This window comes from Streptosporangium sp. NPDC005286, from assembly GCF_040607515.1.
Lineage (GTDB): Bacteria > Actinomycetota > Actinomycetes > Streptosporangiales > Streptosporangiaceae > Streptosporangium.
On sequence record NZ_JBEXGU010000002.1, the window covers coordinates 40,156 to 52,737 of the forward strand.

At 68.1% G+C, this 12,582-nt stretch carries 15 protein-coding genes and 1 pseudogene; 10 read left to right on the forward strand and 6 right to left on the reverse strand.

All coding sequences use genetic code 11. The features are described from left to right. Nucleotide 1 precedes the first annotated feature (1 nt). Nucleotides 2–1,420, reverse strand: coding sequence for a hypothetical protein (locus tag ABZU75_RS01365; protein ID WP_355547915.1), 1,419 nt, complete (start codon nucleotides 1,418–1,420; stop codon nucleotides 2–4). Nucleotides 1,421–1,565: 145 nt separating this feature from the next. Here ABZU75_RS01365 and ABZU75_RS01370 point away from each other — a divergent pair, with 145 nt between their 5' ends. The 5 genes from ABZU75_RS01370 (at nucleotide 1,566) to ABZU75_RS01390 (ending at nucleotide 6,203) form a co-directional block, all read left to right on the forward strand. Next, complete coding sequence (locus tag ABZU75_RS01370) at nucleotides 1,566–2,042, forward strand: hypothetical protein (protein ID WP_355547918.1); 477 nt, start codon at nucleotides 1,566–1,568, stop codon at nucleotides 2,040–2,042. 44 nt (nucleotides 2,043–2,086) lie between these two features. Beyond that, nucleotides 2,087–2,617 (forward strand): hypothetical protein, encoded by a 531-nt coding sequence (locus ABZU75_RS01375; RefSeq protein ID WP_355547921.1) that lies wholly within the window; start codon nucleotides 2,087–2,089, stop codon nucleotides 2,615–2,617. A gap of 430 nt (nucleotides 2,618–3,047) precedes the next feature. Continuing rightward, on the forward strand, nucleotides 3,048–3,845 hold the full coding sequence (locus ABZU75_RS01380; protein ID WP_355547924.1) for a hypothetical protein: 798 nt from the start codon (nucleotides 3,048–3,050) through the stop codon (nucleotides 3,843–3,845). 456 nt (nucleotides 3,846–4,301) lie between these two features. Beyond that, nucleotides 4,302–5,444, forward strand: a complete 1,143-nt coding sequence (locus ABZU75_RS01385) for a hypothetical protein (protein ID WP_355547927.1) — start codon at nucleotides 4,302–4,304, stop codon at nucleotides 5,442–5,444. Nucleotides 5,445–6,029: 585 nt separating this feature from the next. Continuing rightward, nucleotides 6,030–6,203, forward strand: a complete 174-nt coding sequence (locus ABZU75_RS01390) for a hypothetical protein (protein WP_355547930.1) — start codon at nucleotides 6,030–6,032, stop codon at nucleotides 6,201–6,203. A 241-nt stretch (nucleotides 6,204–6,444) separates the two neighbouring features. On the opposite strand, the gene ABZU75_RS01395 is transcribed toward ABZU75_RS01390, so the two are convergent. The 3 genes from ABZU75_RS01395 to ABZU75_RS01405 all read right to left on the reverse strand — a co-directional run bounded on the left by ABZU75_RS01395 (nucleotide 6,445) and on the right by ABZU75_RS01405 (nucleotide 7,388). Continuing rightward, on the reverse strand, nucleotides 6,445–6,744 hold the full coding sequence (locus ABZU75_RS01395) for a YdeI/OmpD-associated family protein (RefSeq protein ID WP_355547933.1): 300 nt from the start codon (nucleotides 6,742–6,744) through the stop codon (nucleotides 6,445–6,447). A 90-nt stretch (nucleotides 6,745–6,834) separates the two neighbouring features. Continuing rightward, nucleotides 6,835–6,984 carry a hypothetical protein gene (locus ABZU75_RS01400; protein WP_355547936.1) on the reverse strand — a complete coding sequence of 50 codons (150 nt, stop codon included), beginning with the start codon at nucleotides 6,982–6,984 and terminating at the stop codon, nucleotides 6,835–6,837. Beyond that, nucleotides 6,981–7,388 (reverse strand): VOC family protein, encoded by a 408-nt coding sequence (locus ABZU75_RS01405; RefSeq protein WP_350958579.1) that lies wholly within the window; start codon nucleotides 7,386–7,388, stop codon nucleotides 6,981–6,983. The genes ABZU75_RS01400 and ABZU75_RS01405 overlap by 4 nt, the downstream gene beginning before the upstream one ends. 89 nt (nucleotides 7,389–7,477) lie before the next feature. Between ABZU75_RS01405 and ABZU75_RS01410 the strand changes: the two genes are divergently transcribed. Beyond that, nucleotides 7,478–8,428 (forward strand): YafY family protein, encoded by a 951-nt coding sequence (locus ABZU75_RS01410; RefSeq protein ID WP_355547940.1) that lies wholly within the window; start codon nucleotides 7,478–7,480, stop codon nucleotides 8,426–8,428. A 29-nt stretch (nucleotides 8,429–8,457) separates the two neighbouring features. On the opposite strand, the gene ABZU75_RS01415 is transcribed toward ABZU75_RS01410, so the two are convergent. Further along, the gene (locus ABZU75_RS01415) at nucleotides 8,458–9,051 is read right to left on the reverse strand and encodes a TetR/AcrR family transcriptional regulator (RefSeq protein WP_355547943.1); all 594 of its coding nucleotides are present in this window, start codon (nucleotides 9,049–9,051) and stop codon (nucleotides 8,458–8,460) included. A 94-nt stretch (nucleotides 9,052–9,145) separates the two neighbouring features. Here ABZU75_RS01415 and ABZU75_RS01420 point away from each other — a divergent pair, with 94 nt between their 5' ends. The 3 genes and pseudogenes from ABZU75_RS01420 (at nucleotide 9,146) to ABZU75_RS01430 (ending at nucleotide 10,778) form a co-directional block, all read left to right on the forward strand. Then, nucleotides 9,146–9,967, forward strand: a complete 822-nt coding sequence (locus ABZU75_RS01420) for an NAD(P)H-binding protein (RefSeq protein WP_355547946.1) — start codon at nucleotides 9,146–9,148, stop codon at nucleotides 9,965–9,967. A gap of 2 nt (nucleotides 9,968–9,969) precedes the next feature. After that, nucleotides 9,970–10,152 (forward strand): annotated as a pseudogene (locus ABZU75_RS01425) (pyridoxamine 5'-phosphate oxidase family protein); the annotation flags it as partial. A 29-nt stretch (nucleotides 10,153–10,181) separates the two neighbouring features. After that, complete coding sequence (locus ABZU75_RS01430) at nucleotides 10,182–10,778, forward strand: hypothetical protein (protein WP_355548266.1); 597 nt, start codon at nucleotides 10,182–10,184, stop codon at nucleotides 10,776–10,778. Nucleotides 10,779–10,852: 74 nt separating this feature from the next. Here the strand turns inward: ABZU75_RS01430 and ABZU75_RS01435 are convergent, their stop codons facing one another. Continuing rightward, entirely contained in the window at nucleotides 10,853–12,010 is a 1,158-nt protein-coding gene (locus tag ABZU75_RS01435) for a methyltransferase (RefSeq protein ID WP_355547949.1), read from the reverse strand. A 285-nt stretch (nucleotides 12,011–12,295) separates the two neighbouring features. Between ABZU75_RS01435 and ABZU75_RS01440 the strand changes: the two genes are divergently transcribed. Beyond that, nucleotides 12,296–12,535: a hypothetical protein gene (locus ABZU75_RS01440; protein WP_355547952.1), complete on the forward strand. Its 240-nt coding sequence runs from the start codon at nucleotides 12,296–12,298 to the stop codon at nucleotides 12,533–12,535. The last annotated feature ends 47 nt before the right edge of the window (nucleotides 12,536–12,582 follow it).

The window sequence follows — 12,582 nt, forward strand, 5'->3', positions numbered from 1 at the left end:
TTCAGTCGCGTCTCCAGAGCCTTCCTGTCGCCAGATTGAGGTAGTAGACGCGTTCGCTCAGGGCGCTGCGGACCAGGAAAAGGCCTTGTTCGGACCAGCCGAGGCCAACGTCAAGAAAATCGTCGCCGGGGAACTTGGGAGTGACGCTGGACAAACGCCTGCCGGTTTCTGAGTCGAAGGTTTCGACGCGACTCCCGAAGCCCCGGATGGCCACAAGGCGTTTTCCGTCCGGCCGGAGGTGGTATGCGTCCTTGGGGGTGTTCTTCTTGGTCTTCCTGAGGGGAAGGCTCATCCGCGTTTTTCCCCGGTGGTCGAGCACGAGCACTCGAGAGGCCGTCGTGACCACGATCCCGCTCCCGTTGAGGGCGTGGACGCGTTGAGCGTCGGGGATCGACACCGTGGTCCAGGTCCTGGTGTCGGTGATCCGGGTGCCATCCTTGGTCAGGGCTACATACCTGCTCTGACCGAGGAATGCGGGTGTGGGCACTTCGGCGTCGGCCAGGTTGCCGGTGAGATGGTGAATGCCCTTGGAGTCCTGGTACGCCATGCGGCGGTCGTCTCTGCCCAAATAGACGACGGCCTTTTTATCGGGGCTTCGGATGAACGGCGCCTGCTGGGGTGCTTTGCCTTTTCTGATGGTGTAAGGCGCGGCCTGCGGGAACGGTTGTTCGTTCACCAGCCAATACCGGCAGGGATCGTCCATCTGATCGATCCATGGACAGGTAGGCGCCTTATATTCGTCCACCTTCGTGAACACGGCCATGTCCTTCGGGAACGACCTGGGCATCGAGTATTCGGGTAGTTCGCGCTGTGCCGGCTGCCCGGGAGTGAGCATCGCGCCTGCCAGTACGACCGCGGTTCCCGCGAGGTAGAGGTTCCGCGTTGACCATTGGCGAATCGCCAGACCGGCCTGGGTCGTGTCGTCGGGCGCTTCGGTTGTCGGCCCGGTTCGCAGATTCCGGGCGGCAAACGGTACCGCCGCCGTCACGATGATCATGATGACGGCGTGGGTCAGACGTGCCGGAGTGGCGCCGTGGTTCGTCAGCAGATAACCGCCTGCCACCACGGCACCGCCGACACCGAGCAGCCACGCCTTTCGATAGATCTCCATGTCGTGGCCCTCCGCGTCACCGTGATCGCGGAGCGTTGGGGTCGGTGGTCGTACGTGAAGGAAGATGGAGACGGCACACCAGCCCAGAACCAGGTAGAACGGATCGTCGGTGAAACACGCCAGGGGAGCGGCGAAGACGAGTGCGATCAGACGCCACCGGCGCAGACCGGCGAAGTGGTCGATGATCTGACGGGCGTTGGCCGCTGTGACGGAAAGGTCAAGGAGCGCGGTAAACCTGGTGAGTCGCTCCTGTGTGACTGGCATGGCCGCCACCAGCACGACGATTACGGCGGCTACCCAGGAGATCATTGGGGGTATCGTCACGAGATGCCACCATATATGGTTTTGAACCGTGGATTCAGGTGACATATGGCAGCAATTTGGCGTTGCTACATGGCGCTCTCAGCGTGTGCGGTCGTTGGTCTCGGCAACGGTGTTCGGTTTCCTGTCACTTGTGCTCATTGTGACGGGCATATGGTGGTCGGGGGTGCCGACTCCACATATCCGGTGGAGCATCGACGATTTCCTCCTCTCCCCCGAGGTGGACAAGAACGGCGTCCTGTACGCCAGCCTGCATATCGAGCTTGAAAACGAAGGAGTGGCCTTCACCCTCACCGGTATCTCGGCAGAAATGCCGGGCCTCCGCCTGCTACCCGCTGACGAGACGAAAAATGAACGCTCCGTGGTCACCGTGAAGGGTGGTGGCTTCGAAACCCTGACGAGGCGCATTGTCATCACCGACTGCGCGGCGGTGCCACACGAGCCCCAGCCGGTCAGGTTCACGTACAGAACCTGGATGGGGTCAGGGTCGGCGGAGGCGACGTTGGAGTCATGGCAACTGACAGGACCCACGGAGCGTCTCCAACTCGCCTGGCAGCGAGGTGTCGCAGGCAAGGTCTGCAATGAGGTGTTGAGTTCAAAGTGGTTCTGAGGGCCGGCTCATCCGCGGACGACAAGCCTGAAAGGTCAGGGCAGATGCGCCCGGTCGCCAAGATCGCCACCGGTTTCGTCTTCGTCTTCGGTGCCTTCCGCTTCAACGGTTTCGACCTGCTGTTCGACCCCTTCGGCTGGGGCCTGTGCGCGTCCGGACTGTTCCGGTTGGAGCGATCCGCCGACGATCCCTTCGGCCGGGCCAGGCTGGCCGCTGTCGCCATGGCCTGCACCTCGCTTGTCGCCACGATCGTGTCCGTCGCGGATTCGAGCCGTACCTTGTCGACCTCCTCCCTGGGGGAGGTGATCGGCCTCGCCAACACGGCAGGCACTTTGATCACCGTCTGGCTGATCACCGACGCCATCATCAGACAGATCCGTCCTCAGGGGGCCATCTCCCCTGCCGTTCTGCTCGACGTACTACGCTGGGCCGTGGTCGGCCTGGGAGTGCTCGGCACGTTAGTCCGGCACGGCTATGCCGACCTGGGGATTTTCGCGTTGGTCGCCTGGTTCGCGGCCATCGTGGCCTTGATCGTCGTGCTCTACCGCTCGGCCCATCTGCCGTACCTCTCCTAGACGCTCGGCATCCACCGCTGCGTGGGCTTTCACCTCGCGCGGATGGAGCCGCGGGTCGCCCTGGAGGTCTGGCCTGAGCGGATCCCGAACTTCAGCCTCCCCGACCCGGCGGCCGTGACCTGGTCCACCGGCCAGGTCCGCGGGCCACGAGCGCTTCGGCTTCGCATCGACCAGGGTCCGTCTCAGTAGGCGACTGCCGCTGCCGATGGCCGAATCCGGAACACGGGCCTGAGGGATCGATCAGGCAGACCGGCGTGGTTCGTGAACCCTTCGGGCGCTGAGGTGCGACAGGCAGATGTGAGATCAATGAGAGGTCGGCTCGGATGAGCGGCCGCGAGAGTTCGAAGGTCGCCGCCGAAGGCGACCGTGAGGCGTTCGAGGTGCATGGCTTCCCGCCGCTGTTCGGAGATGCTACGACGGAGGTGACGGTGTGACCGCCGAGGTGCTGGACGTGTCCGGTTCCGGACCGCGGGTCGTGCCGTCGCTCGCTCTGAACGAGGCCTGGCGGCTCCTGCGGCATCCGCTCACCCTGCTGGGCCTGGCGCTGTGGATACTGCGGGTCGTCCAGGACGGCTGGGCGGGGCCGCGACCCGCGTTCGCCGCGCTGACCTCGGAGATGACCATCTTCTGGGGGGTTCCGGTCTTCTTCGCCGCGAACCTGGTCGCCGGCGCCGCGCGGCGGGCCGAGGAGACGCTGTCGGTCGTCCCCTGTGACCGAGAGCGGCGCACCGCCGCGCTCTGTCTCGCCGCTCTCGGCCCGCTCGCACTGACCTGTACGGCGCAGGCCCTGCTCGCCGGGCTCTACGTGATCACCGGCAACGAACTGGAGCGTTTCCCGTCCCCGGCGGAGCTGGGCACCGGGCCGCTGAACGTGCTGGGGGCCTGCCTGCTCGGGGTGGCCGTCGCCCGGTGGCTGCCGTGGCCGGGGGCGTCGGTGCTCGTCATGCTGGCGCTGACGGCCTTCAACAAGATCATGGTTGACCACGGGGGCCAGTACATGCTCGGCTTCTACCTGGACTTCACGATCTGGGGGCCCGCACCGTACCTCGCCTCGGCGGGGTTCATTCTCGGGCACACGGGTCCGCACGCTCTCTACCTGCTGTCGCTCGCCCTCGGGGCGGGGGCGCTGGCGATGCTCAGGGACACCTCGCGGCGCGGGCTCTGGCTGGGGGCCGGGGCGGTCGCGGTGCTCTGCGCGGTGCTCACCGGCATCGGGCAGCTTCCATGATCCGCCTGGCCCAGGCGGCCCTGCCGGCGCGGCTGAGCGGCAAGGTGGTTTGGATGTCGCGCGATCCGGCGCGGCGGTGAGCCGGGTGGGCGCCTCCCCGCTGGAGACCGAGACCGCCACACGTACTGAGCTGCGCTGACATCTTGTCGGGCACGTTGTCCGGCTTCGCCTTTCGCGTTACTTAGCGGATCCTAGATTGACTTCCATGACGATAAGTGTCGGCCTGGCCGGTACGGGGCGGCGGGCGGCGGAGTTTCACGCGCCCGCCGCATGTGCCGATGGCGGCTTGACCGCAGCGCCGTGCCTGACCTCGCCGAGGCCGTCGAGCGCGGCATGTCACCACCTCGCGGACGTACGGCATGGCCCGCACCCGGCGGAGACCGACCTGATCCGCGGCGGTCATCCACGACCACTCCCCGAAGCTCAAGCATCCGACCGCCATGACGAGGACATCGCATGATCACCAAGGGCACTGTCGACCGCCTCATCCGCTTCGATAGCGGCGGCCTGCCGGTTCTCTCCATGTACGTCGCTGTGGGCTTTGACGAGTTCGAGGCCGTCCGTACCCGGGTGAACAGCCTCATCACCCAGATCCGCCCGCTCACCGAGGACCCGTCGCTCGACCGGCGGGCACGGCTCTCGTTGCGGCAGGACATCAAACGCATCGAGGGCATACCGGAGCTCGGGCGGGGCACGGTCGGTGCCGTCGCGGTGTTCGCGTGCAGCGAGGGTGACCTGTTCGAGGTCGTGTCGCTCCCGCGCAAGGTGCGCGACCAGGTCGTGGTGGACCAGACTCCGTACGTCCGTCCCATGCTCGCGGTGCTCGATGAGTATCACCGCTGCTGCGTCCTGGTCGTCGACAAGGGGGCGGCCCGCGCATGGGAGCTGTACCAGAAGGAGATACGCGAGATCGGCGAGGTGCGAGGGAGCGTCCTCCGCAAGCCCGACTACGCCGGCTGGGCCGGTCTCGCCGAGTACACGGTCCGCAACAAGGCCGATGACCTCGCCAAACGCCACTATCGCCAGACCGTGAGCCTGCTCGACAGGCTCTTCCGCACCGAGAACTACGACCTGCTGATCATCGGCGGCCAGCGCAATGAGGTCGCCGTCTTCCTGGACTTCCTGCCGCACCAGTTGCGCTCGAAGGTCGGGGGCGTCTTCAACGTCGACATGGGCAAGGTGGCGACGTCCGAGGACATCCGCGAGAGCGCCGAGCGTCTCGTCGCCGACTACGAACGTGAGGAGGAACGCCGCCTGGTTGAGGAGGTCTTCGAGAAGGCCGCCGTCGGTGGCAACGCCACGCTAGGGATCGACGAATGCCTGTGGGGCGGCACCATCGCCGCGATCGACACCCTGCTCATTCAGGACGGTGCCGAGGTCCCCGGCGTGTTCTGCGACGAATCCGGCTGGCTGGCCCGCTCCGGCCAGACCTGTCCGCTCTGCGGCGGCGCCACGCGTCAGGTCCCCGACGTCCTCGACGAGCTGACCGAAACGGTCATCAACGAAGGCGGCTCCGTCGAACACGTCGCCGTCGACACCCAACTGAAAGACCACGTCACAGCCGCGGCCCTCCGCTTTCCCCTCCCTCCGCGCCCCTGACGGGGGACTTCCGCCCTCCACCCGACAACTCGCCGTCCGGACGCGCCGGTTCCGAACGGCGGCTATGGTCGGCACGCTCGCCGTACCGGGTCCGCGTTACCGCACACGGAAGACATTTCCCCCATAGTCGATATACCCTCACCGTGCATCTACGGCGCGCATGATGAGGAGCGGCTTTGCTTCCTGATGGAGCGGAGGAGGTTCTCCTCGGGCTTGCCTACGAATTCGTGTACGCAGCGCTCATACTCGTCGGCCTGGTGTTCTGCTTCGGCTTTCTCATTGTCGTGACCGCCACGGTAATCATGGGTGGTCTTTATCCTGTGCTTCGCCGTCTTTCGGACCTCCGGCGAGGGCGTGAACCCGAGGATGATCGCCGGCCGCAGGAGTCAGCCCTGTGGTGGCTGGGGGAGGACCCCGACCCTCCCGGCCACCTCCCAGGCGAGCCCAACACCCCGGCTCCTTCGGGCCAAGGCCGTCTGTGACCATTGGCGTCCAATGCCCGAGTCGGTAGGCGGCACCAGCGTCTCGTTGTGGTGGGTGCCGGCGGGACTGGTATGCCACTCGTCGGCCTGCTCTACTGGCACCGTGATGACTTTCCAGCACTCCACCCGGTCCCCCGGGCGCGCTTTGGTGAAGCTGGTCGTGATGGTGCTCCTGCTGAGCGCCGCACTCGCAGCGGGCGCGTGGTGGACACTGGCGGAGGGGTGGGACGCCCTGTTGGATGCCTTGCCGATATGGCTGCCGCACACCAGGAGTTAGGCCGTCTTTCGTAGCTCCATGGCTCGCGATCAGGCGAGGGTTCGTGTTGCCGCGCGACTGGACGACTATGCAGCGTGGGCGGGAGCCGGCTTCGCGCCGCGATCCACGCCACCGGCGGCTGCACACCTGGTTGGGAGGATCGCGGCCCACGAGAGCACGCCCTGGTCTACGAACTCGACGACACCGGGGTCAACCTAAGACCCCTGGAGCGCATCCGGTAGAGGTCGGAACGGATGATGGTTCACTCCAGCAGGCTGGAGATCGCCTTTCGCAGGCGGGCCGCGCGTCCGGCCGGGGTTCTGGTCTTCAGCAGCGGCAGGATCATCAGGTAGCGGCCGGTTTTGTCGAGTGCCTCGAAGCGGGCGGCGGCCCGCGGGTTGGCCGCCAGTGCCTCGGCCAGGTCGGGTGGGACGGTGGCGTTGCGCTGGGCGGTGTAGGCCGCCGCCCACCGGCCGTCCGCCTGGGCGGCGGCGACCTCCGCCAGGCCGGGCGGCCGCATCCGCCCGGCGGCGGCCAACGCCTCCACGTGCTCGACGTTCACTCGTGACCAGGGGCTGCCCTTGCGGCGGCGCGAGTACCGTTGCAGGAAGCAGTGCTCGTCATAGGACCTGCGGTGGCTGTCGATCCAGCCTTAGCACAGCGCGACCTCCAGCGCCTGCTCGATCGTGATCAACGCTTCGGTCGATCCCTTCTTGGCGATCTTCAGCCAGACATCGCCCTCGGACCCGTGATGCTCGGCCAGCCACGACTCCCACCGGTCGGCGTCCGCGAAGTGCATCATCGGCCCAGGACCTCCAGGTAGTGCCGGTTGTACATGATGCCCAGCACGTTGCCGAACGGGTCGACCACGGACGCGGTGACGAAACCGGGGCCGTACTCGGTGAGTGGTGTGTGCGGCGTGGCCCCCAGGGACAGCAGCCGGTCCAGGGTGGCCCGCACGTCGTCGACGTGCCAGTGGACGATCGCGCCTCCTGGGGCGGCGGGCGCGCCCGGCGGGGCGTAACGCCGGTCGATGAGGCCGAGTTCGGCCTGGTAGTCGCCGATCCTGAACTCGTAGTAGGCGGCCGGCTGCCCGTTTCCCGGGCGCTCGAAGTACGGCTCGACGTCCAGCAGTTCGACGTACCACTTCTTGGCCGCCTCCAGGTCGTCGGCCCAGAAGCTGACGGTGGCCAGTCCTCGCAACATCGGCGGTTCCCTCTTTCGATCGGTGACAGTCACCATGCTCCACCCCAAAGTGCTCACCAATTGAGCACTTTGTTGGAGAAACTGGGGGCATGCGTGCTGATCGTCTCGTCGCCACCCTCCTGCTCATGCAGGCCCGTGGCCGGGTGACCGCCGCCGAGCTGGCCGCCGAGCTGGAGGTGTCCGTCGCCACCGCTCGCCGCGATCTGGAGGCGCTGTCCGCGGCCGGCATCCCGGTGTACCCGCAGCCAGGACGCGGCGGCGGCTGGTCGCTCGTCGGCGGCGCCCGCACCGATCTCAGTGGCCTGTCGGCAACCGAGGCGCAGGCACTGTTCCTGCTCGTCGGCCCGGCCGCGGCCGTCTCGGGCGAGGCCAAGGCGGCGCTGCGCAAACTCGTGCGGGCGCTGCCGCAGACCTTCCGGGCCGACGCCGAGGCCGCCGCCGACGCCACGATGATCGACCCCACCCGGTGGGGTGAGCGTGATCGCCACCGGCCCGAGCTGGTCGACCTGCTGCAGACCGCCGTGATCCGCAGGCGAAAAATCCGTCTGACCTACACCGACAGTGCCCGGGAGCGGACCGAACGGCTGGTCGACCCGTGGGGCCTGGTCGACAAGGACGACATCTGGTACCTGCTCGCCGGGACCGAACGAGGACGGCGAACCTTCCGGGTCGACCGGATCACCGGGGCCGAGCCGACCGACCAGCCCGCCGAGCGCCCGGACGACTTCACGCTCGCCACCGCGTGGCAACAGGTCGTCGGCGAGGTGGAGCGGCGGCGGTCACGCACCTGGGCGACCGTGCTCATCGAGGCCAGGTTCGTGCCGGTACTGCGAACGCACTTCGGCCGGCACTGCCACATCGACGCCGAGCTCGACCACGGGCGTGTCCGGGTCCGCCTCGCCGCGCCGACCCCGCTGGACATCGCCCGGAACCTGGCCGGCTGGGGCGCGATGATCGAGGTGGTCGAACCGCACTCCGTCCAGGCCGAGCTGGCCCGGATCGGCGCCGAGCTCGCCGGCCGCTACACCAGCGGACACTGACGTGGAGTTCGGCCTTGGGGCGGCGTGCGTCACGCCAGGCTGTCGAGCTCGCGAACGAGGCGGGCTCCCTCCCGGGTCATGATCTCCGGGTCGCGCAGCGCATTGGAGAGCAGGGACATGCCCTGGTAGGCACCGACGAGCGTCAGCGCGAGGCCCTCGGGATCGGCCACGCCCAGCTGGCGGTACTGCTGTTCCACCCAGTCCAGCAGCCGGCGGATGACATGGCCCGCCGCGACGTCGAGGCCACTCTCGGTTCGCTTGTCGAGTTCGACGGCAAGGGTGCCGGTGGGGCAGCCGTAGCGGGCCGCGGTGTCGCGCTGACCGACCCACGCGTCCACGAGACCCTTGAGGCGTTCGCGCGGGTCGGGGAGCTGGTCGAGCCGGCCGGTGAGGACCTCCAGATGTCTGGCGTGCTCGGAGAGGGCGGCCTCGACCAGCTCGTCCTTGGTCTTGAAGTAGTAGTACACGTTGCCCGCCGGGACATCGGCGGCGCGGGCGATGTCGGCGATGGTCGTGCGTTCCACGCCCTGCTCGTGCAGCACCCGGGCGGTGGCCGCCATCAGTCGCTGCCGCTTACCGGCGGCCTTCGTCCGAGGGTGCTGAGGATTCATTGAGTTAGTCACCCGACTAACTATAGACAGCCGATGGCCGGGCTGTGCTAACGTCTCATTCGACAAAGTTAGTCAGCCAACTAACTGACTTCTGAGGGAGATCGACATGATCGTGGTAGCGGGTGCGACCGGGAACGTCGGGCGGGCGCTGGTGCGGATGCTCACCGAGGCTCAGGTGCCGGTGACGGCTGTAGCCCGGCACATCACCGGCGCCGACGTGCCGCCGGGGGTGCGGGCGGTGGCCGCCGACCTGGCCGAGCCGGCCGGTCTGCGGGTCGCGTTCGACGGGGCGGAGGCGCTGTTCCTGCTGGTGGCGGGCGAGAACCCGCACGGCATCCTGGAGGTGGCGAAGACCGCGGGGATCCGCAAGGTGGTGCTGCTGTCCTCGCAGGGCGCGGGGACCCGCCCGGAGGCGTATCGGCACCCAGGCCTGTTCGAGGCGGCCGTGCGGGAGTCCGGGCTCGGCTGGACGGTCCTGCGGTCGGGCGGGATGGCCACCAACGCCTTCGCCTGGGCCGAGTCGATCCGCACCCGGCGGGAGGTCGCAGCGCCGTTCGGTGATGTCGGCCTGCCCTTCATCGATCCCGACGATGTGGCCGCGGTCGCCGCCGCCGTCCTGGGCCAGGACGCTCACCTGGGCGCCGTCTACACCCTGACCGGTCCCGCACTGACCACCCCGCGCGAGCGGGCGGCGGCGATCGCGGCCGCACTGGGCGAACCGGTCCACTTCACCGAACAGACCCGTGAGGAGGCCCACAAACTGATGGCGCGGTTCATGCCGCTGCCCGTGGTCGAGGGCACTCTGGCCATCCTGGGCGAACCGACCGAGGGCGAGCAGCGGGTGAGCCCCGACGTCGAACGTGTCCTGGGCCGGGCGCCGGGCACCTTCGCCGCCTGGGCCGAGCGCAGCGCCGCAGCCTTCCGGTGAGCATGTCGGTCGAGGATTTCCTCGCTGAGCCGCACGTGGCCACCCTGACCACCTCGCGTCCCGACGGCTCGCCGCACGTGGTCGCGGTGCGCTTCACCTGGGACGGTCAGGCGAGGCTGGCCCGTGTCCTGACCGTCGGCACCACTCGTAAGGCCAGGAACCTCATCGCCGGGCCGGGCGGGCGCGCGGCGCTCTGCCAGGCGGTGGGATTCCGGTGGGTGACGCTCGAAGGACTCGCCACCGTTGGGCCGCGCGTCACCCGCACCGGGTACGCGGCATCGCGTTCACCGAGACCATCGTCAAGCCGATGGCCTGGGAGGAGTTCCCCGAAGGCGGCCGGCGGCTGTTCCAGGCGATCAAGACAGCCGGCATCGGCGAAACAATGATCCTCGACGACAACGCCTTCATCGAGCAAGCCCTGCCCGGCACCGTCGCCACGGCGCTCACCCGGGGCGACCTCGACGTCTACCGCAAGCCGTATCCGACCCGGGAGAGCAGGCTGCCGCTCCTGCAGTGGCCGCGCTCGATGCCGCTGGGCGGTGAGCCCGCTGACGTCGTGGCCAGGATCGAGGCGTACGACCGGTGGCTGAAGGCCGGCGCGGACGTGCCCAAGCTACTGCTCACGTTCGCGCCTGGGCCGGGGGCGATGATGCACGAGGGCATCGTCGCGTGGTGCGCGGCGAACATCGCCGGCCTGGAGATCGAACACTCCGAGGCCGTCGCCGGGCATCACACGCCGGAGGACCAGCCCGTGTTGATCGCCGAGGCCATATCGGCCTGGGCGGACAGACACGGCCTTCGCCTCTTGTGAAACGCGATCCTTTTCAACCGTTCCCGCGCGGCCTTGACGGCGCATTCGATTCCCCTGGGACAGGGGGTGCGCGGTCAGCGCTTGACGGCTCGCAGCACGACGAACCTGGGGTCGCTCGCGGCGACCTCGCAGTTGCCGAAGAGCCGGCGGAGCTTCGCGTGGTAGCCGAGGTGCCGGTTGCCGACCACCCACAGCTCGCCGCCGCGGCGCAGCGCGGCGCGGGAGCCGTTGAACATGCGCCAGGCCGTCGCGTCGGTCGTCGCGCGGTGCGTGTGGAACGGCGGGTTGTTCAGCACCAGGTCCACCGTCCCGGCGGGTACGCCTGACAGGCCGTCGGCCGCCAGGAACTCCGCGGTGGTGCCCGCCGCCATGTTCGCCCGGAAGGTGGCCTCCGCCGAGGCCAGCGCCTGATAGGACTCGTCGATGAACGTCACCTGGGCTTCGCTGTCGCCCAGTGCGGCGGCGAGCCCGACCACCCCGTTGCCGCAGCCCAGGTCCACGACATGTTCGCGCCCACGGCGCTGCGGCAGATTCTTCAGGAAGAAGCGGGTGCCGACGTCCAGGCGGTCGGCGCAGAAGATGCCCGCGTGGTTGGTGACGGTCAGACCCGAGACGGCTCCGACACCGGCGGGCAGCGGGTAGCTTCGCGGCCACGGGTTGTCGCTTCGGGGAAGCCCGGGGTCCGGTGCGCAGAAGATGAGCCGTGCCTTCTTCGCCGCCAGCGACGTCCTGGTCGGCCCGAGGATCCGTTCGAACAGGTGCAGCGTAGAGGTGTGGATCTCGGTGACCATCCCGGCGCCGACGACCACCGTGCCGGAGTGTAGGTGCGGTGCGAGGCGGTGCAGCTGGTCCTCAAGGAGTGCGAGGCTCTTGGGCACTCGGATGAGCAGCACGTCGATCCGGTCCGGAGGCGCGTCCCTGGTCGTGCGGAGCCCTACCGTGTTCCCGGCGACGTTCCCGGTGACCTTGTTGCGCTCCAGGTTCGCCAGGGTCGCCTGCCTGCCGAGGAAGGAGTCGGTGATCTGCACGGGATGGTGATCGGCGAGCGCGGTGACCAGGGCGCCCCACCGGTCGCCCAGCACGACCACGGTGCCCGACAGGTCCGCCTGTTCGCCGTCGAGGTGCCGCAGCAGGTATTCGTCGGCGGCGTCCCAGGCGCGAAACGGGTCGCGGGGATCCTCGGGGAAGCGGGTGAGCTCGAACTCACCTCTTGACGTCGTGAAACGGTTCATCGCGCCTTAGGCTAGCGAGTCACGCGATGAGCCGGTCACATCCCCTCATCGCCGGGCCGGTCAACCCTGCCCGCCGCTCGACCGTCCCAGGTCGGCGGCCCGGTCCCGGGGGTGGGTGGATACGGCGCGTGCCCCGCGATCCACGCCGGGCCTCATCCGCGAGCAGGAATCCGTGCGACCGGATACTTAAGTACACCCCCTCGATCGTCGGCGGCCAACTTTGGTTACCGCATGACCGTCCTAAGCCTGATTCCGCGCCGGGCATCACCTGCCTACCGTGAAGCCATGACCTCCACCAACTCGAAGTCGCCCCTGGCCACCCTGTCGGGTCTGCTCTGCTTCATCCTCGTCGCCGGCGGCGGGAGCGGCCTTCTGCACGAGTGGTTCGGCTGGATCCATTTCATGGGCTTCCTCCGGTTCCTCGCCCCCGAAGGCTACGAGATCTACAGCTACGTCTTAATGATCGCCTTCGGCTTCGCGATAGGCGCGGCCGGCAACGCGCTCGCCCGACGAGGCCGCAGATGAACCACTCCGGGCGACTGGCTCGGGGCCTGGGCAACGGATACGCAGGT

What these genes read in the sequence shown, in the direction of transcription:
- ABZU75_RS01365 (WP_355547915.1), bottom strand. Translation starts at nt 1,420, where the DNA reads ATGATCTCCTGGGTAGCCGCCGTAATCGTCGTGCTGGTGGCGGCCATG.
- ABZU75_RS01375 (WP_355547921.1), top strand. Translation starts at nt 2,087, where the DNA reads ATGCGCCCGGTCGCCAAGATCGCCACCGGTTTCGTCTTCGTCTTCGGT.
- ABZU75_RS01385 (WP_355547927.1), top strand. Translation starts at nt 4,302, where the DNA reads ATGATCACCAAGGGCACTGTCGACCGCCTCATCCGCTTCGATAGCGGC.
- ABZU75_RS01400 (WP_355547936.1), bottom strand. Translation starts at nt 6,984, where the DNA reads ATGATGCACTTCGCGGACGCCGACCGGTGGGAGTCGTGGCTGGCCGAG.
- ABZU75_RS01405 (WP_350958579.1), bottom strand. Translation starts at nt 7,388, where the DNA reads ATGTTGCGAGGACTGGCCACCGTCAGCTTCTGGGCCGACGACCTGGAG.
- ABZU75_RS01410 (WP_355547940.1), top strand. Translation starts at nt 7,478, where the DNA reads ATGCGTGCTGATCGTCTCGTCGCCACCCTCCTGCTCATGCAGGCCCGT.
- ABZU75_RS01420 (WP_355547946.1), top strand. Translation starts at nt 9,146, where the DNA reads ATGATCGTGGTAGCGGGTGCGACCGGGAACGTCGGGCGGGCGCTGGTG.
- ABZU75_RS01435 (WP_355547949.1), bottom strand. Translation starts at nt 12,010, where the DNA reads ATGAACCGTTTCACGACGTCAAGAGGTGAGTTCGAGCTCACCCGCTTC.
- ABZU75_RS01440 (WP_355547952.1), top strand. Translation starts at nt 12,296, where the DNA reads ATGACCTCCACCAACTCGAAGTCGCCCCTGGCCACCCTGTCGGGTCTG.